Source organism: Lysobacter sp. KIS68-7 (genome assembly GCF_021284745.1).
In the GTDB taxonomy this organism is placed as follows: domain Bacteria; phylum Pseudomonadota; class Gammaproteobacteria; order Xanthomonadales; family Xanthomonadaceae; genus Noviluteimonas.
Genome location: NZ_CP089925.1, coordinates 3,124,809 through 3,144,833 on the forward strand (window position 1 = coordinate 3,124,809; position 20,025 = coordinate 3,144,833).

19 protein-coding genes are annotated in these 20,025 nt (G+C 67.8%); 6 read left to right on the forward strand and 13 right to left on the reverse strand.

The window, feature by feature from the left end; all coding sequences use genetic code 11:
• The first annotated feature begins 1 nt into the window (after position 1).
• A complete protein-coding gene (locus LVB87_RS14990) occupies positions 2 to 2,005 on the forward strand; it encodes a M13 family metallopeptidase (protein WP_232898760.1) in 2,004 nt (667 codons plus the stop codon).
• Position 2,006: 1 nt separating this feature from the next.
• Here LVB87_RS14990 and LVB87_RS14995 read toward each other — a convergent pair whose 3' ends face one another.
• The gene (locus LVB87_RS14995) at positions 2,007 to 2,666 is read right to left on the reverse strand and encodes a rhomboid family intramembrane serine protease (protein ID WP_232898761.1); all 660 of its coding nucleotides are present in this window, start codon (positions 2,664 to 2,666) and stop codon (positions 2,007 to 2,009) included.
• 50 nt (positions 2,667 to 2,716) lie between these two features.
• Here LVB87_RS14995 and LVB87_RS15000 point away from each other — a divergent pair, with 50 nt between their 5' ends.
• On the forward strand, positions 2,717 to 3,334 hold the full coding sequence (locus tag LVB87_RS15000) for a 2OG-Fe(II) oxygenase (RefSeq protein WP_232898762.1): 618 nt from the start codon (positions 2,717 to 2,719) through the stop codon (positions 3,332 to 3,334).
• Between the two features lie 4 nt (positions 3,335 to 3,338).
• Here LVB87_RS15000 and LVB87_RS15005 read toward each other — a convergent pair whose 3' ends face one another.
• Positions 3,339 to 3,683: an MGMT family protein gene (locus LVB87_RS15005; protein ID WP_232898763.1), complete on the reverse strand. Its 345-nt coding sequence runs from the start codon at positions 3,681 to 3,683 to the stop codon at positions 3,339 to 3,341.
• 47 nt (positions 3,684 to 3,730) lie between these two features.
• Here LVB87_RS15005 and LVB87_RS15010 point away from each other — a divergent pair, with 47 nt between their 5' ends.
• A complete protein-coding gene (locus LVB87_RS15010; RefSeq protein WP_232898764.1) occupies positions 3,731 to 4,141 on the forward strand; it encodes a hypothetical protein in 411 nt (136 codons plus the stop codon).
• Between the two features lie 19 nt (positions 4,142 to 4,160).
• Here LVB87_RS15010 and LVB87_RS15015 read toward each other — a convergent pair whose 3' ends face one another.
• Entirely contained in the window at positions 4,161 to 5,282 is a 1,122-nt protein-coding gene (locus tag LVB87_RS15015; RefSeq protein WP_232898765.1) for an inorganic phosphate transporter, read from the reverse strand.
• A gap of 13 nt (positions 5,283 to 5,295) precedes the next feature.
• A complete protein-coding gene (locus LVB87_RS15020; RefSeq protein ID WP_232898766.1) occupies positions 5,296 to 5,922 on the reverse strand; it encodes a DUF47 family protein in 627 nt (208 codons plus the stop codon).
• 244 nt (positions 5,923 to 6,166) lie between these two features.
• Between LVB87_RS15020 and LVB87_RS15025 the strand changes: the two genes are divergently transcribed.
• Both LVB87_RS15025 and LVB87_RS15030 read left to right on the forward strand, forming a co-directional pair.
• Entirely contained in the window at positions 6,167 to 7,471 is a 1,305-nt protein-coding gene (locus tag LVB87_RS15025; RefSeq protein ID WP_232898767.1) for a hemolysin family protein, read from the forward strand.
• On the forward strand, positions 7,464 to 8,096 hold the full coding sequence (locus LVB87_RS15030; RefSeq protein ID WP_232898768.1) for an exopolysaccharide biosynthesis protein: 633 nt from the start codon (positions 7,464 to 7,466) through the stop codon (positions 8,094 to 8,096). The genes LVB87_RS15025 and LVB87_RS15030 overlap by 8 nt, the downstream gene beginning before the upstream one ends.
• 97 nt (positions 8,097 to 8,193) lie before the next feature.
• Here the strand turns inward: LVB87_RS15030 and LVB87_RS15035 are convergent, their stop codons facing one another.
• The 4 genes from LVB87_RS15035 to LVB87_RS15050 form a co-directional block, all read right to left on the reverse strand.
• Positions 8,194 to 9,528: a ricin-type beta-trefoil lectin domain protein gene (locus tag LVB87_RS15035; protein ID WP_232898769.1), complete on the reverse strand. Its 1,335-nt coding sequence runs from the start codon at positions 9,526 to 9,528 to the stop codon at positions 8,194 to 8,196.
• A 64-nt stretch (positions 9,529 to 9,592) separates the two neighbouring features.
• Positions 9,593 to 11,734 (reverse strand): EAL domain-containing protein, encoded by a 2,142-nt coding sequence (locus LVB87_RS15040; RefSeq protein WP_232898770.1) that lies wholly within the window; start codon positions 11,732 to 11,734, stop codon positions 9,593 to 9,595.
• Positions 11,731 to 12,621, reverse strand: coding sequence for a phosphate/phosphite/phosphonate ABC transporter substrate-binding protein (locus LVB87_RS15045; protein ID WP_232900570.1), 891 nt, complete (start codon positions 12,619 to 12,621; stop codon positions 11,731 to 11,733). Before LVB87_RS15045 ends, LVB87_RS15040 begins: the two co-directional genes overlap by 4 nt.
• 76 nt (positions 12,622 to 12,697) lie before the next feature.
• Entirely contained in the window at positions 12,698 to 13,483 is a 786-nt protein-coding gene (locus LVB87_RS15050) for an RNA methyltransferase (RefSeq protein WP_232898771.1), read from the reverse strand.
• Positions 13,484 to 13,527: 44 nt separating this feature from the next.
• On the opposite strand from LVB87_RS15050, the gene LVB87_RS15055 reads away from it, so the two are divergent.
• Positions 13,528 to 14,343 (forward strand): inositol monophosphatase family protein, encoded by an 816-nt coding sequence (locus LVB87_RS15055; protein WP_232898772.1) that lies wholly within the window; start codon positions 13,528 to 13,530, stop codon positions 14,341 to 14,343.
• 67 nt (positions 14,344 to 14,410) lie between these two features.
• Here the strand turns inward: LVB87_RS15055 and secF are convergent, their stop codons facing one another.
• From secF to queA, 5 genes are all read right to left on the reverse strand, one after another.
• Positions 14,411 to 15,376, reverse strand: a complete 966-nt coding sequence (gene secF / locus LVB87_RS15060) for a protein translocase subunit SecF (protein ID WP_232898773.1) — start codon at positions 15,374 to 15,376, stop codon at positions 14,411 to 14,413.
• Between the two features lie 16 nt (positions 15,377 to 15,392).
• Positions 15,393 to 17,267 carry a protein translocase subunit SecD gene (secD, locus tag LVB87_RS15065; protein ID WP_232898774.1) on the reverse strand — a complete coding sequence of 625 codons (1,875 nt, stop codon included), beginning with the start codon at positions 17,265 to 17,267 and terminating at the stop codon, positions 15,393 to 15,395.
• A gap of 63 nt (positions 17,268 to 17,330) precedes the next feature.
• Complete coding sequence (gene yajC / locus LVB87_RS15070; RefSeq protein ID WP_232898775.1) at positions 17,331 to 17,672, reverse strand: preprotein translocase subunit YajC; 342 nt, start codon at positions 17,670 to 17,672, stop codon at positions 17,331 to 17,333.
• 76 nt (positions 17,673 to 17,748) lie between these two features.
• Positions 17,749 to 18,870 carry a tRNA guanosine(34) transglycosylase Tgt gene (gene tgt, locus LVB87_RS15075; RefSeq protein WP_232898776.1) on the reverse strand — a complete coding sequence of 374 codons (1,122 nt, stop codon included), beginning with the start codon at positions 18,868 to 18,870 and terminating at the stop codon, positions 17,749 to 17,751.
• Positions 18,867 to 19,901 carry a tRNA preQ1(34) S-adenosylmethionine ribosyltransferase-isomerase QueA gene (gene queA / locus LVB87_RS15080; RefSeq protein WP_232898777.1) on the reverse strand — a complete coding sequence of 345 codons (1,035 nt, stop codon included), beginning with the start codon at positions 19,899 to 19,901 and terminating at the stop codon, positions 18,867 to 18,869. The genes tgt and queA overlap by 4 nt, the downstream gene beginning before the upstream one ends.
• Positions 19,902 to 20,025 lie beyond the last annotated feature (124 nt).

Below are 20,025 nucleotides of genomic sequence, written 5' to 3' on the forward strand. Positions count from 1 at the left end.
GATGACGCAGAAGCTCGCTCCCCTCGCCCTCGCGCTCGGCCTGGCCTTGCTCGCCGGCGCAGCCTCCCACGACGCGCTCGCCGCCAAGAAGAAGAAAGCCGCGAAGCCGAAGGAACCGGCCGCGGCCACCGCCTGCACCGATTTCTATTCCGTCGCCAACGCCGACTGGCTGAAGGCGAACCCGGCGCCGGCCACGGGCACGACGTCCGCGATGGCACAACTCACCGAGCGCAGCCTGCAGCAGCAGCGCGACCTGCTCGAAGCCGCGAAGACCGCGCCGCAGGGCAACGTGCAGAAATTGCTCGGCGACTTCTGGGCCAGCGGCCTGGATGAAGCGGCGGTGGAACGCGATGGCGCCAATCCCGTTGCGCCGCTGCTCTCGCGCATCGACGGCATCAAGCGCGCGAAGGACATCCCGCCGGCGATCGCCGCGCTGCACCAGGTCGGCATCCCGGTCGCGTTCAACTTCGGCGCGGACATCGACCTTGCGGACCTGTCGCGCCACATCGGTTACTTCAGCCAGGGCGGGCTCGGCATGCCCGACCCCGCGTTCTACACGCGCAGCGACGCCGACACGCGCGCGGTGATGCAGCGCTACGAGGATTACGTCAAAAAGATCCTCGTGCTCTCCGGCACGCCGGCCGATCGCGCGGCCGCCGACGCCAAGCTCGTGATCGATTTGGAAACGCGCATCGCGCAGGCGAGCAAGCCGCTGGTGTCGCTGCGCGACTACCAGGCGAACTACGCGCCGGTGGCCACCAAGGACATCGCCAAGACCTACAAGCGCCTGCAGCTCGGCGACTTCCTGAAGGCGCAGGGCGTCACCGACGACAAGGTGTCGATCGCCAATCCGCAATTGTTCGCGCAACTCGATGCAATGGCCGGCAGCCTGCCGCCCGCGCAGTGGCAGGCTTACCTGCGCTTCCAGGTCGGCAACGCGATGGCGCCCTACCTGTCCAAGCCCTGGCGCGATGCCGAGTTCGAATTTCGCGGCCGCGTGCTGCGCGGCCAGGCGACGCCGCCGGAACGTTGGCGCGAGGTGCTGGATGCCATCAACACCGCGGCCGGCCCGATGGTCGGCCACGAGTACGCGGCGCGTTACGTGCCCGCCGCCACCAAGCAGCGCGCCGAACAGATCGCCACCGACGTGCGCGGTGCGCTCGCCCGCGCCGTCGATCGCAGCCCGTGGCTCGGTGCGACGGCCAAGGCCGAAGCGAAGGCCAAGGTGGACAAGCTCAAGATCGAAATCGGCACGCCGCACCGCGACCTGGATTACAGCGTGCAACCGATGGGCCGCGGCAGCTTCGGCGGCAACATGCTGATCGCCTCGACGTGGCGCCATCGCGAGGAAATGAAGCGCATCGGTCGCGGCAACGCGGATCGTCGCTGGGACGTGCTGCCGCAGCAGCCGACGCTCGCCTACGACATCGCGCAGAACCGCCTGGTCGTCACCGCCGCGATGCTGCAGGCACCGGTGCTCGACATGGGCGCGGATGCCGCTTCGCAGTACGGGAGCTTCGGCGCGCTCGTGGGCCGCGAGCTCGGGCACGCGGTCGACAACAAGGGTCGTTACGTCGATGCCAGCGAGAAGGTCCGCGACTGGTGGACACCGACTGAACTCGCCGCGTGGGATGCGCTCGGCCAGCGCATCGTCACGCAGTACGGCGCCTTCGAAGATCCCGCGCTCAAGGGCGTGAAGATCAATGCCACGCAGACGCGCGATGCGAACATGGCCGACCTGTCGGGCGTCGAACTCGCGTGGGACGCGTGGCGCAACGCGAATGCCGCGTCCGACGCCAAGCCGTTCTTCGACGGTTGGGCGAAGGTGTGGGCGCAGAACGCCAGCATGCAGGGCGCCACCGAACGCGCGGCCACCACGGTGCATGCGCCAGGCAAGTGGCGCACCAACGGCCCGCTGATGAACCAGCCCGGGTTCGCCGAGACGAACACGTGCAAGGCGGGGAATCCGATGGTGGCGTCGGACCCCGTGCAGATCTGGAAGTAACTCAGCGCACGATGCGCGGGCGCGGCGGCTTCCGTTTACCGAACGGAGGCTGCCCGCGCCAATAGCGGATCAGCAGGTAGCCGAACAGCATGCCGCCCAGGTGCGCGAAATGCGCCACGCCGGGCTGGCGACCGGACACGCCGAGGAACAGTTCCACCAGGCCGTACCCGATGACGAGCGTGCGTGCGCGCATCGGGATCGGCGGGAACAACAGCATCACGCGCTGGTTCGGGAACAACATGCCATAGGCGAGCAGCAGGCCGAAGATGCCGCCGGACGCGCCGAGCGTCGGGCCCGCCACGCCGCCGTGGCTCAACTGCCACCAACCCACTGCGAGCTGGCACAAGCCCGCGCCGATCACGCAGGTGAAGTAATAGGTCGCGAAACGACGATTGCCCCAGGTGTATTCGAGCGGCGAGCCGAACATCACCAGCGCGAGCATGTTGAACAGCAGGTGGAAGAAGTTCGCCGGATCGTGCATGAAGCCGTAGGACACCAGCTGCCACGGCATGAAAGGCATCGCGTCGGAGTAGAGCTTGTCCAGCCCGATCGGCCACAGCTGGAACATGTCGAGCGCATGGCCCAACAACAGCTGGAACACGAATACCACGCCGTTCGCGATCAACAGCGCCTTCGTGACAGGCGGCAGCCTGGAGAACATGGAAGTCCCTTGCGGAAGTGCCCGGGGGAAGGCGTGGCTATCATACCGGCATGCCCTTCCTGCCTTCCGTGGAGGCGGCCGACACGGACGCCCTGGCCGATGCACTCGCGCAAGCGCTGGATGCGCACGGCGCCTGCCGCCTGCCCGCCTTCCCCGACGACGCGGCCACGCGCGCACTGCGCGAGGAGCTGTTGCGCGTGAAGGGAGACCTGGTGCCGGCCGCGGTCGGTCGCGGCATCGGCCGCGGGACGCGCACGGAGATTCGCGGCGATGCGACCCTTTGGCTCGACGATGCGCGCACGGGCGCAGCCGCCGCGGCCTACCTCGCATCGCTCGACGCCCTCCGCGTCGCGCTCAACCGTCGCCTGTTCCTCGGGCTGGACGAAGTCGAAGCGCATTACGCCGCCTACCCCGCCGGCGCACGCTATGCGAAGCACCGCGATCGATTTCGCGACAGCGATCTGCGCGTCGTGTCCTTCGTGACCTACCTCAATCCCGATTGGCGCGACGAAGACGGCGGTGCACTGCGCTTGTCCCTGGACACAGGCGACATCGACGTCGTTCCGCGCACCGGCAGCGTGTGCTTCCTCAGCGAACTCGAACACGAAGTGCTGCCCGCCACGCGCGAGCGTTGCAGCATCGCGGCATGGATGCGGCGGCGCGCTTAGTCGCTCAGCGCGGCTTCCAGAGCGCCGCGTCGAGGTTCCCGTCGAGGTCGGGCACCGATTCGGCGATGCGCACGCGCCCTTGCCGCACGTCGACGCCTTCGGCGCGCAGGCGCTGCGTCTGCTCTTCGAAACCTTCCGAATCCGGCGGGAACGCGATGCGCCCGTCGCTGCGCAGCACGCGGTGCCACGGGAGCCTGGGGTCCGCGTTCTCCCTCAACACGCGCGCGACCAGGCGCGCGCGCCCCGGCAGCCCGGCGCGGCGCGCGACATGCCCGTAGCCGGCAACCTGCCCCGGCGGAATGGCGCGGATGGCGGCGAGGATCCTGTCGGCGGAAGACTTGTCGGCCATGAGGGACTAGCATAGCTGCCCTGTCCAAGAATCCGGGGCCCCACCCCATGCAGAACTTCGAGCAGATCCGCACGCACCTGGCCGGCGGCGACTTCCGCATCACCATGCAGGAGCCCTACGTCATGTGCGTGGAGTTGTCGCTCGAGCAGGGCACGCGCCACCAGGCGATCTTCCTGTCGGAAATGCAGGACGACGACGGACGCGATTACCTGCGCGTGAGCACGGCGGTGGCACCGACGACGGGCCTGGATGCGCGCCGCGCGCTCGCGTTCAACTGGGAAAGCCGCGTCGGCTACCTCGCCATCGGCGAACTCGATGGCGTGCCCTACCTGACGCTGTGCGAGAACCGGCCGTACGACTGCATTTCGCCGTCCGAAGTGGACCGCCTGATCCTGGAGATCGGCGGCATGGGCGATCGCATGGAGCGCGCCCTCTCGGCGGGTGGCGACCTGCTGTAAGGCAAGTCGCCTCCGCGCTTCAGTTCCAGCCGAGCATTTCGACGAGGCGGAACATCACGTAAGCCAGGCCGCCCGCGGCGGGGATCGTCAGGATCCACGCCCACACGATGCGTTCGATCACGGTGATCTTCAGCGCGCGCGGATTCTTGGCGTAACCCACGCCCATGATCGCGGTGGAGATGCTGTGCGTGGTCGACACCGGCATGCCGAAGTGCGCGGCGGTGACGAGGATCGTGGCGCTCGCCGTTTCCGCGGCGAAGCCGTCGATGGGATGCAGCTTCACCATCTTGTGGCCGAGCGTCTTGATGATGCGCCAGCCGCCCATCGCGGTGCCGGCGGCCATGACGAGTGCGCACGTGGCGACGATCCAGGTGTCGATGTCCTTCTCGCCGCCGTCGGGATGGAGGAACGACAGCCAGGACGGCAGGTCGTCGAGCACGCCCGTCGCCTGCGCACCGAAGATCGCCAGCGCGATGATGCCCATCGTCTTCTGCGCGTCGTTGGTGCCGTGCGCGAAGCCCATGTAGCCCGCCGACACCAGCTGCGCCTTGCCGAAGAACGCGTTGACCCAGCGCGGGCGCGCAGCGCGCGCGAGCGGACCGCCGGCGCGGTACATCGCGGCGATGATCAGGTACAGCAGGCTGAGGATCAGCACGCCGAGCATGAAGCCCGCGAACGGCGAGCTCACCATCGGCAGGAAGACCTTCCACAACAGGCCCTTGTTGGTCGTCCAGTCGCCGTCGCCGACCTTCGACCAGATCAGCGCATGCCAGTTGTTGTGCGCCGCCGACAACGCGGCGCCGCACAGGCCGCCGATCAGCGCGTGCGAGGACGAGGACGGCAGGCCGCGCCACCAGGTGATCAGGTTCCAGACGATCGCGCCGAGCAGCGCGCAGATCAGCACCTGCGAACTCACGTGCACGACGTCGGTGTCGATCAGGCCGCTGGAGATGGTCTTGGCGACGGCCGTGCCGGCGAAGGCGCCGACCAGGTTGGTCACGGCGGCGAGGATCACCGCCTGGCCCGGCGAGAGCACCTTGGTCGCGACCACGGTCGCGATCGAGTTGGCGGTGTCGTGGAAGCCGTTGATGAACTCGAAGGCGAGCGCGAACACCACCACGAGCAGGACGAGCGTCAGCATGTGCGGGCGCCCGTCAGCTGTTCTTGAGCGCGATCGAATAGGCGACGACGCCGGCTTCGCGGCAGCGGTCGATGGCCTTCTCGAGGATCTCGAAGAACTCCTTCAGCAGGAACATCTCGCCCGCATCCAGGCGGCCGGAGTAGATGTCGCGGTGCAGTTCGAGGATGAGGCGGTCGGCCTCGGCCTCGAGCACGCGGAGCTGGTCGTTGAGCTTCTTCATGTCGTCCAGCTTCAGGTGCTGGAGCTCGGCGACCATCTTCACGACCACGGCCGCGGCCTGTTCGAGCATCGCCGCGCGCGGCGCGAAGTCGATGTCGTGCAGGCGGTGGCGGGCGAGCGCGTAGCGGTCGGCGAAGCGCTCGACCTGCTTGGGGATCTTGTACAGCGCCGAGGCGAGCGACTCGATGTCCTCGCGCTCGATCGGGGTGATGAAGCTGTCGACCAGCGCCTGGCTGATCTTGTCGGAGGCTTCGCGCTCGCGCTGGCGGGCCAGCTTGAAGGCTTCCAGGCCCGGGGTGCGCTCGGGCGACTTCAGCATGGCGTGCAGGGCCACGGTGCTGTCGTGGGCCGCCACCGCCGCATCGTTGAGCAAGCTGTAGAACTGCTTGCCCTGGCCGAAGATCGTCTGCAGGGAGAACATGCGTGGGGGCCTCTTGTTGCGGTGGCGTGACGGAATCGGGGCGCAATTATGACAGCGGGCTGTATGACAGGCGTATGACAGCCGCCTGCGAGGCCGCAATTTGCCCCTCGGGACGTGAGGGACACGGCTGTTATGATCCCCCCGCGCTCCGGCGCATCCCCATGGACGACCCGAACCCCGCCCCCGCCGCTCGCACCCAGCCTTTGCCGGCCTTCACGGGCGTTACCCGGAAGGAACCGACCGCGTGCTGACCCTCTCGATCATCCTCGTCATCGTCCTGTTCAACGCGTTCTTCGCGATGTCGGAGATGGCCGTGCTGACCTCGCGCAAGTCGCGACTGAAGCAGATGGCCGTCACCAGCCGCGGCGCGCGCAAGGCCCTGCTGCTGGCCGAACATCCCGAGAGCTTCCTGTCGGCGATCCAGCTGTGGATCAGCCTGCTGAGCCTGATGCTGGGTTACTTCGGCGGCGAATCGATGGGTGAGCAGATCGCGCCCTTCGTCGCGGACGTGCCGTTGCTGGCGCCGTACGCCAGCAAGATCGGCCTGGTCTGCGGGTTCCTGGTGATGCTGTTCTTCTTCGGCCTGATCGGCGAACTGGTGCCCAAGCGCATCGGCACGCTGCGCCCGGAGCAGATCGCCTCGGTCGTGGCTTATCCGATGGAGTTCTTCGCGATCATCGCCAAGCCGTTCGTGATCGCACTCTCCACAGGCACGCGCCTGTGCATGCGCGTGCTGGGTCTCGGTGGTGCCACGGACAACACGGTGACGGAAGAGGAGATCCGCCTGCTCGTCAGCGAAAGCCACGAGCAGGGCGTGATCGACGCCGACGAGCGCAACATGATGAACCGCGTGATGCGCCTGGGCGACCGCACCGCGGACAGCCTGATGACGCCGCGCATGCGCATCGCCTGGCTCGACGCGGCGGCCGACCGCGAAGAGAACCTCAACACCATGCGCGAGACGCCCTACTCGCGCTATCCGGTCTATCGCGGCAACGATTCGGAAGTGATCGGCGTGCTCGAAGTGAAGACGCTGCTCGACGAACTGGGGCGCAGCGAGCCGGAGCTGTTCCGCGACATCCGCCCTGCCCTGTTCGTCTCCGAATCCACGCATGCGCTGAAGCTGCTGGAGATCTTCCGCGAAGAGCAGCAGTCGATCGCGCTGGTCGTTGACGAATACGGCGAGATCCAGGGCATGGTCACCGTGACCGACCTGATGGGCGCGATCCTCGGCCGCGTGCAGGCCGGCGAAGGTGGTGGCGAAGACTCGCCGCTGGTGGTGCTGCGCGACGATGGTTCGCTGCTCGTCGACGGCACGCTGCCCATCGACGATCTGCGCGAACTGCTCGGCGGCGGCTCGCTGCCGGACATCGACGACATGGATTACTACACCGCCGCGGGCCTGGCGATCGCGCACTTCGGGCGCATCCCCAACGTGGGCGAGCATTTCGACTTCAGCGACTGGCGCATCGAAGTCGTCGACCTCGACGGCCCGCGCGTGGACAAGCTGCTGCTGCAGCGCCTGACGCAGGACCTGCGCGATGAATGACGGCGGGCAAGACGCCGACGTCCATGAGAAAGGCACCCGCGCGATCCTGGATGCGCTGGCGGACGGCGATCCGAACGATGTGCTGACCCTGCAGGACCTGCTCTCGGGCCTCGGCCGCCGCGCGTTCGGCATGCTGCTGTTCGCCTCGGTGCTGCCGGCCTTCATCCCGATTCCCATCGGCGGCGCGATCAGCGGCCCGCTGGTGATGCTGATCGGCGTGCAGTTGTGCATCGGCCTGCGCACACCGTGGTTGCCGCGTTTCCTGGCCAGCCGGGGTCCACATCGGAGTGCGCTGACGAAGTTCGACGCACGCATTTCGCCGTGGCTGGCGAAGCTCGAACACCTGATCCGCCCGCGCCTGTCGTGGATGCTCGACAGCCGCCTCGCCGCACCGGTGACCGGCCTGATGTTGTTGCTGCTCGGCCTGCTGCTCTCGCTGCCGATCCCGCTGACGAACTATCTGTTCGCCGTGCTGCTGCTGATGTTCGCGCTTGCGTTGCTCGAGCGCGACGGCGCGCTGATGGTGGTGGCGTGGGTGGCCGGCGTGGGCACGTTGATCGCTTTCGGATTCCTCGGCGGTGGCATCGCGACGGAGACCATGCAGCTGCTCCACAAGTGGTTCTGACGCGCAGCGCGCGCGATCAGGCCAGCAATGCGAAGCCCTATTGCCGTGGATTCCGCTCGCCGCAGGCGCGACGAGCGGAGGATCCTTCCGTCGCGCGTCAGCGACCCACGTAACGCCAGCGCATTTTCGTATCGCCGATCGCGCAGTCGCCAAGTGCCAGCGGCGTGCCCGCGGTCGTGCCACCGTCCTGCGTGGTCAGGCATTGCTGGCGTTGCACGTTGCGCACCTGCCATTCGCCGATCTTGGTGACGTACAGCTCCAGCTTCCACTTCTGCCCATTGTCGAGCTCGTTGCACGAACGGAAGACGATGTTGCCTGCGGCGGGGTCGACGGCCAGGCAGCGGTCCTTGTCAGCGGTCGTCATCAGGAAATTGTCCTCGAACTCGTCCAGCTTCCCCGACGCGCCGTACATCGAGCCGATCATGTCGCGACGCGTGGTCGCGCGATCGTCGCAAGACGCCAGCACCGCGCCGCCGGGGCCGTCGCCCAGGCACTGGATGCCCGCGATCAGCGAGAACGTGGCGCCGTCCACCGCCTGCGCGGGCGCGATGCGTTCGTGCAGCTCGCGCAGCGACCAGCCAGGCATGTCGGCCTCGCCGAGGCGGCAATCGACCAGCGATGCGGCGTTGGGATCCGCATTGAACGTCATGCACTTTCCGCTCACCTGGTGCTGGAGCACGACGAAGTGCCGTGCGCCGGGCGTGCCCAGGACATTCCAGAACTGGTGCTCGTCCTCTGCGTTGCACTCGATGTCCTCCACCCAGAAGCCGTCCGCGGAAAGGCACAGCCCGGTCATCGGATTCCGGATGACATATTCCTCGGGATACATCCGGAAATCCCACGCCTGCTGGCCGCCGACGGGCATGCACGGCCTTTCGCGCAACCCGAAGCCCGGTGCGCCCGTGCGCACCTGCACGCAGCTCGACTCGAGCCACGGATTGGTGTGGAACGTCGGACGATGCGCGATCGCGTACGGCAGGTCCGGCAGGTCGCGGATCTGCACCAGTTGCGGCATGTAGGCGACGACGAGCTTCGCGTCGGAGAACGCGGCCTTGGCCGACACTTCGATCAGCCAGTTCGCGGCCGGCGTCTTCGCGCCGGGCGTCCAGCCGACCGTGCACAGTTCGTTGGTGCCGGCCTGGCGGCCATCGCACGCGGGCACCGCGTTCGTCGAGTCGCGATACACCTTCATGTCGGCGTTGCCGTTGTCGCCGCTGAGCTCGATGCGAACCTGCGTGATGGCGGCGGGTGTGTAGAAGTTGTAACGCAGCACCTGCCCGGGCGTGGCGGCCAGGCCCTCGCGGTAGTTGTAGAACTCTTCGTCGGGCGTCACGTGGATCTCGGTCCAGGCCTGCGCCGATGCTTGCGATGCGATACCGACGCAGGCGAACAGGCCCGCGAGCATCGCGCGTTTCAGGGAGGGAGGAATCATGGCGTGCTTCCGCGAGTGAGGAAGCGCCAGTCTTTTTCACGTCCTGGTCTTCTGCGACGCCGAATCAGCTCAGAAGCAATGCGAAGTCGCTCGGGCTCACCGGATGGCCGAGCCAGTACCCCTGCGCGAGGTCGCAGCCGCGTTCGCGCAGGATCGCGTACTGCCCTTCCTTCTCCACGCCTTCGGCCACGACCGTAATGCCCAACGAATGCGCCATCGCGATGATCGCGGTGGTGAGCGCGAGGTCGTCCGGATCGCGCAGCACGTCGGCGACGAAACTGCGATCGATCTTCACGCCGTCCACGGGCACGCGGCGCAGGTGGCTCAGGCCCGAGAAGCCGGTGCCGAAATCGTCGAGCCAGATCTTCACGCCTGACGCGCGCAGGCGCGCGAGCAGGCCGCTGGCGTGGACCTCGTCGCCGATCACCGCGGTTTCGGTGAGTTCCAGGTGCAGGCGCGTGGCTTCCAGGCCCGTGTCGCGCAAGGTATCGGCCACCACGCGCGGCAGGTCGCCGCTGCGCAACTGGCGAGGCGACACGTTGACGGAGACGAACATCTTGTCGGCGCCCGGATGCGCCTTCTGCCAGCGCATCGTGTCTTCGCAGGCCGTGCGCAGCACCAGCGGACCGATGGTTTCGATCAGGCCGCTCTGCTCGGCGACATCGATGAACACCGACGGCGAGATCGCACCATGTTCCGGATGCTGCCAGCGCAACAACGCTTCGGCGCCGCGCAACTGGCCGTCGGCGAGGCTGTACACGGGCTGGTAGACCAGGCTGAGTTCGCCGCGATCCCACGCGCCGCGCAGGTCCTGCTCCATGCGCACGCGGCGTTCGACGGCCTGGTCCATCGCGCGCGAATAGAAGCGGTGGCAGTTCTTGCCGGCGACCTTCGCCTGGTACATCGCGATGTCGCCGTTCTTCATCAGCATCGTCGAACCCGAGGCATCCTCCGGGAACAGCGTGATGCCGATGGACGTGCCGAGGAACACCTGGCGTTCCTGCACGACGATCGGGCGGCTGAGCTCGGCGACCAGCGCTTCGGCGAGGCGGCTGGCGGCGGTGCGCACGTCGCCATGGTTGCCGGTGGGCGAGAGCACGCTCTCGATGAGGATGACGAACTCGTCGCCGCCGAAGCGCGCGAGCTTCGCCTCCGGGCCGCCCATGCGTTCGACCGTTTCGCGGATGCGATTGGAGAACTGGACCAGCACCTCGTCGCCCGCGTCGTGGCCCAGCGTGTCGTTGACGCGTTTGAAGTCGTCGATGTCGGCGAACAGCAACGCGAGTTGCCGCCCTGCCCCGCGCAGCTCCAGCAAGCGACGATCCAGGCTTTCGCGGAACGCCAGGCGATTCGCGAGCCCCGTCAGCGCATCGCTGTAGGCCATGCGGCGGATGTCGCGGTCGTGGCGCGCCACGCTGCTGCTCATCCTGCCAAAGGCGCGCACGAGGTCGCCCATTTCGTCGGTGCGACTGCTCACCGGCGCGTCGGCTTCGAAATTGCCCGCTTCGATTTCATGCGCGACATCGGCCAACTGCCGGATCGGGCGCACCAGCGTGCGTTGCACCAGGCCCACCACGAGCGCACCGAGCGCGAGCAGGGCCACGCCGATCATCGCGATCCAGCCCAGGTGGCGACGGCTGATGTCGTCCAGTCGCTCGCGCATCGCATGCGTCGCGCGGTCTTCGTCCACGCGCATCGCCGCCAGCGAATACCCCACGCGCACGCCGCCGAGACGCTGCTCGCCGATCATCACGGGGCTCGCGATGTCGACGGTGGTGTCGGAGCTCTGTGTATGCGTGTTCCGCGCGTTCACGACTTCGAAGGCGAACGGATCGCTCATCGGCTGGCCGTAGGCCGGGATGTCGCCCGATCCGTCGTGCACGATGCGGCCCTGCGCGTCGAACACCAGCACGTAGGCGACGTCGGGCTGGCGCAACATGCCGCGCGCGATGCTGCCGATCGCATCCAGGTCCGAGTAGTACATCGGGTTGGCGAGTTCGTCGGCGAGCTGCGTCACCGAGGCTTCGCCGCGGCGCTTCAGGCGCTCGGACACGAGCTCGCGCATCGAGTCGCGGCCGACGTTGGCCACGTCGTCCTGCATCGCGGACTGGCGCTGCCACATCAGCCCCATCAGGGCGAGCACGCCGACCAGGACCAGGGCCATGCCGGCGAGGAACTTCGCCTGCAGGCCGAACCGCAGCGTCATTCGACCTCCGCGCGGATGCGGTGCACGCCATCGGAGATGTAATGCAGCGCGTGGCGCGCACCATCGTCGATGGGCAGGAAGCGGGTGGTCTTGAAGAAGCGCAGCAGCGCCTCGCGGGCGTCGGGATCCTTGGACGCTTCGATCAACACTTCGCGCAGGCGAGCTTCGACCTTCGGGTCGAGGTCGCCGCGCACCATCTCCAGCGCGCGCGGGTACGGCGGCGTCTCGTGCACGATCTGCAGGTCGGCGCGGAATCCCGCCGGCACGCGCTGCGGGTTCTGCCAGTCGAGGTTGCTCATCACGCCGACGTCGACCAGGCGCTTGTGCACCCACGTGCTGATGTTGAGTTCGGTGCGCGCGAACAGGTAGCCCACGCCCTGCGGATCGGGGTGGTCCATCGGCGAGAGCAGGATCTGCAGCGAAAGGCCGCGATCGAGCAGCTCGGTAGCGGGCACGTAGTAAGCGCTCGTCGAGCCCGGGTTCTGGAACGCGACGCTGCGGCCGCGCAAGTCGGCGAGCGAATGAATGCCGCTGTCGCGGCGCGCGAAGAACACGGTGGTGTACTGGCTGGCGCCGTCGCGCTCGGTGAGCAGCAGCGGTTTCGCCCCCGAGCCCTGCTGCAGCAGCATGCCCGTGCCCGGCGTTTCGGTGACCCAGTCCACCCGGCCGCGGCGCAGGTAGCTGTTCATCTGCTGCACGTCGTGGGCCATGAGGATGCGGCCTTCGCGGATGCCGACGCTGGCCATGCGCGGGACGACGTAGTCCAGCAGCGGTTTCAGCTGCTCGTAGTGTTCCTTGGGATCGTCGCTGATGCGGCCGAGCACGAGGACGTGCGTGTCGTCCTCGGGGGTCTTGGCATGGGCAACAGGGGCCAGCGCCGCAGCCAGGAAGCACAGCCATGCGGCGAGACAGCGACGGAAGACAACCAAAGCGAATAGCCCTGCATGACCCCAGCGGCGAACACTACGGGATTTTTCCGCGCCCCGCGAGCATCGCCATGCGCTGGGTATCGGCCAGCACGCCGCGCAGGAGCCGGACCTCCGCACTGTCCAGCCCGGCCCGCAGGTAGAGGCGTCGCAGCTTGCGCATGGCCGAGTCCGGCGTGCGGCCCTTGTGGAAGTCGATCTGCTCCAGCGCCTCGCCCAGTTGGGCGAAAAACCCTTCCAGTTCCGCATGTTGCGCGAGGCCCTCGCGGGCGATCACCGCCGCTGCGGGGGCCGGGGTGCCCACGCCCAGCACCTGCATGCGTACCTCGTAGCTCAGCACCTGCACCGCCGCGGCCAGGTTGAGCGAGCTGAAGGCCGGGTCGGAGGGAATGTGCACGGCGGCATGGCAGAGCTGCAGCTCGTTGTTGTCCAGGCCCGTGCGTTCGCGACCGAAGACCAGTGCCACCGGCCCCTGCCCCGCGAAGGCCAGCGCGCGCACCGCGGCTTCGCGCGGGTCGAGCTGTTCGAGCTGGACCCGGCGGTTGCGCGCCGTGCAGCCCAGCACCAGCGCGCAATCGGCCACGGCATCGGCCAGCGTGGCGTGGACCGGCGCGGCCGCAACGAGGTCGTCGGCACCGGCGGCCATGGCCTCGGTATCACGGTCCGGCGCCTTTTCGGGGGCCACCAGCACCAGTTGCGACAGGCCCATCGTTTTCATCGCACGCGCCGCAGCGCCGATGTTGCCCGGGTGCTGGGTGCCCACGAGCACGATGCGGATGTCGGGGGTGGCGGGAATATCCTGGGAAATCGCGTCGTCGCTCATGGCGCGAATGTTAAACTCCGCGCCCCTCGCCGCAGACCCCCCTCATGCAGAAGCCCGCCGTCACGATCATGGTCAAGGCCGCACGCGCCGCCGGCAACGTGCTGCTGCGGCACATGCACCGCCTCGACGCGCTGAATGTCGTGGAGAAGGAGCGCCTGGACTACGCGAGCGAAGTCGACGGCCTGGCCGAAGCCGAGATCGTCAAGGAACTCAAGCGTGCGATGCCCGACTGCGCGATCCTCGGCGAGGAGACGGGCGCCAGCGGCCGTGGCCGCCAGACCTTCGTCATCGATCCGCTCGATGGCACCAGCAATTACCTGCACGGTTTTCCGCACTGGTGCGTGTCGATCGCGCTGGTGGAGAACGGCGAACCGCAGCACGGCGTGATCTTCGATCCACTGCGCAACGAGCTGTTCACCGCCAGCAAGGGCGCCGGCGCCGTGCTCAACGACAAGCGCATCCGCGTGACCGAGCGCAAGGACCTGGCGGGCGCGATGCTCGTCACCGGCTTCCCGCCGCGCGAACGCGAACGCGTCGGCGCGCACCTGGATTGCATTCGCGAACTGCTGCGCGACGCCGAGGACATCCGCCGCACCGGTTCGGCCGCGCTCGACCTGGCCTACGTGGCCGCCGGTCGCGCCGATGCCTACTTCGAAGCCGGCGTGAAGCCCTGGGACATCGCCGCGGGCGTGTTGCTCGTGCGCGAGGCCGGCGGCCGCGTCACCGACTTCCGCGGCGCCAGCACGGGTCCGATGGACCACCGTGGCGTCATCGGGCGCCAGCTCGTCGCCGGCAACCTCAAGGTGAGCGAGGTGCTGCAGAAGGCGATCGTGAATTCGGGGTACGCCGCGGTCTTCTGATCGTCGGGTCGTCCGCAACGAAAAAAGCCGCGCATTGCGCGGCTTTTTTCTTGGCTGGCGCCGACCCTTACGGGCGACGCGCCAGCGCGGCTTCGTCCTTCGCCTTCGGCAGCAGGTCCTGCTTCGACACGCCGAGCCACATCAGCAGCGGACAGGCGACGAAGATCGAGGACAGCGTGCCGATGATGATGCCGAGCATCTGCGATTCGGCCATGCCCTGCAGCGAACCACCGCCGTAGACGTACAGCGCGACCACGGTGAGGAAGGCGACGAAGGAGGTGATGACCGTCCGCGAGAGCGTCTGGTTGACCGAGCGGTTGAGGATCTCGGCCGGTTCGGCGCGCACGCCGCGGAAGTTCTCGCGCACGCGGTCGAACACCACGATGGTGTCGTTGATCGAGTAGCCCATCACCGACAGCACGCCGGCCAGCACCGTCAGGTCGAACTCATGCCCGGTCAGCGCGAACCAGCCGGCGACGACGACGACGTCGTGCAGCGTGGTGATGATCGCCGCCACCGCGAATTTCCATTCGAAGCGGAAGGAGATGTAGGCCAGGAAGCCGATGACCACGAACAACAGCGCATACACGCCATTCTGCGCGAGCTCCTTGCCGACCTGTGGGCTGATCTGCGCACTGCTGCGCACCTCGGCCTGGTTGTCGGGCGTGGAGGCGATCTTGCGGACGTCCTGCGCGATGCTGCCGGTCTCGCCGGCGGGCGCGCCCACGCGTTCTTCGTGCGGCTTGTCCTGGAGGCGGATCAGCAGGTCCGTGCCGGTGCCGAAGGTCTGCACCTGCGCGTTCGAATAGCCGGCCTTCTCCAGGCGGTTGCGCACGTCATCGACGTCCGGCGCCTTCGGGAAGCGCAGCTCGATGCCGACGCCGCCGGTGAAGTCGAGCGCGAAGTTGAAGCCCTTCACGGCCATCGCGCCGATGGCGATGAACATGATGAGCGCGGCGATCGACAGCGACACCCAGCGGATGCGCATGAAGTGGATGTTGCTGTCGTACGGGAAAACGTTGAACGGCTTCATGGAGGTATTTCCCGGATCAGACGGCGATCGACTTGAGCTTGCGGCGGTGGCCGTAGATCAGCGTGGCGATGCCGCGCGAGACCGACACGGCGGTGTACATCGAGGTCGCGATGCCCACGATCAGCGAGACGGCGAAGCCCTTCACCGGGCCGGTGCCGAAGGCGAACAGCGCCACGCCCGCGAGGATGGCCGTGAGGTTGGCGTCGGCGATGGTGCCGGCCGCGCGCTCGTAGCCTTCCTTGATGGCCGTCAACGGTGGCAGGCCGAGTCGCAACTCTTCGCGGATGCGTTCGTTGATGAGCACGTTGGCGTCGACCGACATACCCACCGTCAAGGCGATGCCCGCAAGGCCCGGCAAGGTGAGCGTCGCGCCCAGGACCGACATCACCGCGATCACCATCAGCAGGTTCAGCAGCAGCGCCACGCAGGTGATGACGCCGAACATGCGGTAGTAGACGAGGAAGAACGTAAGCGCGAAGCCGAAGGAGTACAGCACCGCGGTCATGCCGCGCTCCACGTTCTCCTTGCCGAGGCTCGGGCCGACGGTGCGTTCGTCGACGAATTCCATCGGCGCGGCGAGCGCGCCGGCGCGCAGCAGCAGCGCGAGGTCGGCGGCGTCCTTCGGGCTGTCGAGGCCGGAGGTGATGAAGTTCTTGCCCAGCGTCTCGCGGATGTTGGCGATGGAGATCACCTCTTCCTTCACGCGGGTGCTGCGCACTTCCTTGCCGTCGACGAGCTTCACCTCGGGGATGCGCTCGATGTAGACGACCGCCAGGCCCTTGCCGACGTTCTCGCTGGAGTAGTCGAACATGCGCTGGCCGCCGGCGCTGTTGAGCGTGATGCTCACCGCCGGGGAACCGTCGTCCTGCGAACGCGTGGACTGCGCACCGACGAGCTGGTCGCCGGAGACGATGACGCGCTTCTTCAGCAGCACCGGGTACGGCGGGTTGTTGCCGCGGCCGCGGGCCTGGAACAGGCGCGCATCCGGCGGGACGTTGCCCGTCTTCACCGCGTCCATGACGTCGCCGCCTTCGTAGACGCCGCGGAATTCAAGCGTCGCGGTGGCGCCGAGGATGCGCTTGGCCTGCGCGGTGTCCTGCACGCCCGGCAGCTGCACGACGACGCGGTCGCTGCCCTGGCGCTGGATGATCGGCTCGGCCACGCCGAGCTCGTTGATGCGGTTGCGCAGCGTGCTGACGTTCTGCTCGATGGCTTCGGTCGACACCTTGTCGAGTTCGGCCTGCGGGATGCGCACGACGAACTGGCTCGCCGTTGCACCGTCTTCCATCTGCAGGTTCGGCAGGTCCTTGGTGATCAGCGCGCGCGCCTTGTCCGGATCGGCGCTGGGCGCGAGCGTGGTGAGGACCGAACCGTCCTGGCGACGTTCGACCGACGTGTACGCCACGCCGCCCTCGCGCAAGGTGGTGCGCACGTCTTCGGCGGTCGCTTCGAAGCGCTTGCCGAGCGCAGCCTGCTGGTCCACCTGCATCAGGAAGTGCACGCCGCCCTGCAGGTCGAGGCCGAGCAGCATGGGCCTGGCGCCGATGCGCTCGAGCCAGGGCGGCACGGTGGACGCGAGGTTGAGCGCCACGACGAAATCGCTGCCGAGCTCGTCGCGGATCGCGTCGGCGGCCTTGATCTGCACGTTCGGATCGAACAGGCGGACGAGGAGGTTGCCGTCCTTGGAGATCTCGATCTGCTTGGGCGTGATCGCCGCCTTCTTCAGCGTGTTCTCGACGCGCGCCTGGAGCGCCTTGTCGACGGTCGAGCCGTGGTTGGCGGTGACCTGCACCGAAGGATCCTGCGGATAGATGTTGGGCAGCGCGTACAGCGTGCTCAGCACCAGCACCAACAGGATGACGACGTATTTCCAGCGCGCGTATTCAAGCATCGTGGGACCCCGCGGCGGCCGTCTGCGCGGCCGCCACCACTACAAAAGGAAAGAAAGAAAAAATCAGGCGGACTTGAGCGTGCCCTTCGGGAGCACGTTGGCGATGGCGCCGCGCTGCACGCGCACCTGCACGCCGTTGGCGATTTCCACCGAGACGAAGTTGTCGCCGATCTCGGCGACCGTGCCGGCGAGGCCGCCGCTGGTGATCACCTCGTCGCCGCGCGCCAGCTTCTCGAGCATCGCGCGATGGTCCTTCTGGCGCTTCATCTGCGGGCGGATCATGAGGAAGTACATGACGCCGATGAAGACGATGGGCAGCAGGAGCGTGGAGAGCATGCTGCTGCCGCCGGCGGGTGCGGCTGCCTGGGCGTAAGCGGGGGCGATCAGCAGGTCGAGCAGGTCCATGCGGGTGTCCGATGAGTCGATAAAGGCGGGGGATTATGCCACGCGGCGGCGGGCCGGCCGGGACGGTGCGCCCGGTTCAGGCCACGGCTGCCGGGGCACGTGCGGCGTGGAATGACTCCCGGAACGCCTGGAAGGTTCCCCGCTCGATGGCCGCGCGCATGTCGGCCATCAGCTTTTCGTAGTACCAGAGGTTGTGCAGGGTCCCGAGCATCGGCGCGAGCATCTCGTTGCAGCGGTCCAGGTGGCGCAGGTACGCACGCGTATAGCCGCCGGTGCACGTGGGGCAGCCGCAGCCTTCCTCGATCGGCCTCACATCTTTCTCGTACTTCGCGTTGCGGATGCGCACCGTGCCGGTGCTCGTGAAGTAGTGGCCATTGCGCGCGTTCCGCGTGGGCATCACGCAATCGAACATGTCCACGCCGCGGGCCACGGCCTCCACCAGGTCTTCCGGCCGCCCGACGCCCATCAGGTAGCGCGGGCGATCCTCCGGCAGCTGCGGGCAGGTGTGCTCGAGCATGGCGTTGCGCTCGTGTTCGGGTTCGCCGACCGCCAGGCCCCCGATGGCATAGCCGTCGAAGCCGATCTCGCGCAGGCCCGCGGCCGATTCGCTGCGCAGGGCGTGGTGCACCCCGCCCTGCACGATGCCGAACAGGGCGGCGTCGTTGCCTTCGTGCGCCCGCTTCGAGCGCTCCGCCCAGCGCAGGCTCAGCTGCATCGACGCGCGCGCGACCGCTTCGGTCGCCGGGTACGGCGTGCACTCGTCGAAGATCATCACGACGTCCGAATCGAGCACGCGCTGGATGCGCATGCTTTCCTCGGGGCCGAGGAACACGGTGGACCCGTCGGTGGGCGCGGCGAAGGTGACGCCCTGCTCGGTGATCTTGCGGCGATGGGCCAGCGAGAAGACCTGGAAGCCACCGGAGTCGGTGAGGATCGGGCCGTCCCAGCGCGCGAAGCCGTGCAGGCCGCCGTGCGCTTCGATCACTTCGAGCCCGGGGCGCAGGTAGAGATGGAAGGTGTTGCCGAGGATGATTTCCGCGCCGAGCGCACGGATCTGTTCGGGGAACACGCCCTTGACCGAACCGTAGGTGCCGACCGGCATGAATGCAGGCGTTTCCACCGTGCCGCGCGGAAAACGCAGGCGGCCGCGGCGTGCCAGGCCATCGCTGCCCAGGCGTTCGAAGGTCATGCGGCTCATCGCGACGCCTCCGGCCACAGCAGCATCGCATCGCCATAGGAGAAGAAGCGGTAGCGCGCGGCGATCGCGTGCGCGTAGGCCTCGAAGATGCGCGCCTTCCCGGCGAACGCGGACACGAGCATCAGCAAGGTGCTCTCCGGCAAATGGAAATTGGTGAGCAGCGCATCGACGGAGCGGATGCGGTAGCCCGGCAGGATGAAGATGGAGGTTTCGCCGGCGTAGGGATACAGCTCGCCGTCGCGCAGCGCGGATTCGAGCGCGCGCACGACGGTGGTACCCACGGCGATGACGCGGCCGCCGCGCGCACGCGTGGCGCGCACCTGTTCGACCAGCGCCGCACCGACGTTCAGCCATTCGGTGTGCATGCGGTGCTCGGACAACTCGTCCACGCGCACCGGCTGGAACGTGCCCGCGCCGACATGCAGCGTGACGTGCCCGAATTCGACGCCCTGCGTGCGCAACGCATCGAGCAGTGTTTCGTCGAAATGCAGGCCGGCGGTAGGCGCGGCGACCGCGCCGGTTTCCTTCGCGAACACCGTCTGGTAGCGCGCATCGTCCGCCGCATCCGCTTCGCGCTGGATGTAGGGCGGCAGCGGCAGGCGGCCGGCATGCTGCAGCCAGTCCTCGAACGGCCCATCGACGTGGAAACGCAGGCGATAGAACTCGCCTTCGCGACCCAGCACCTGGGCCTCGCCGCCCGCATCCAGGGCGATGCGCGAATCGGGCTTGGGCGACTTGCTCGCGCCGATCTGGGCCCGCGCCTCGTCGCCCGGCAACAGCCGCTCGATCAGGATCTCGACGCGGCCGCCGCTCGCCTTCTGGCCGTACAGGCGCGCGGGGATCACGCGGGTGTCGTTGAACACCAGCAGGTCGCCGGCCCGCAGCAGGCCTGGCAGGTCGCGGACGCCGCGATCCAGCAACGGCGCGGGCGCGGGCGGGACCACGAGCAGGCGGCTGGCCGAGCGTTCTGGCAGCGGGGCCTGCGCAATCAGGTCGGGCGGCAGGTCGTAATGGAAGTCGGAGCGCTTCAAAGGCGGGGCCGCGCCGGGGCCGGGGGCCCTGTGGCGCAAGGGTTTGCGGGAGGCCGCACAGTGTAGCGGCCGCCGGGGGTTATATCGCCGAAAACGCGGTGGTAGACTCGCGCAAGCGTTTGAA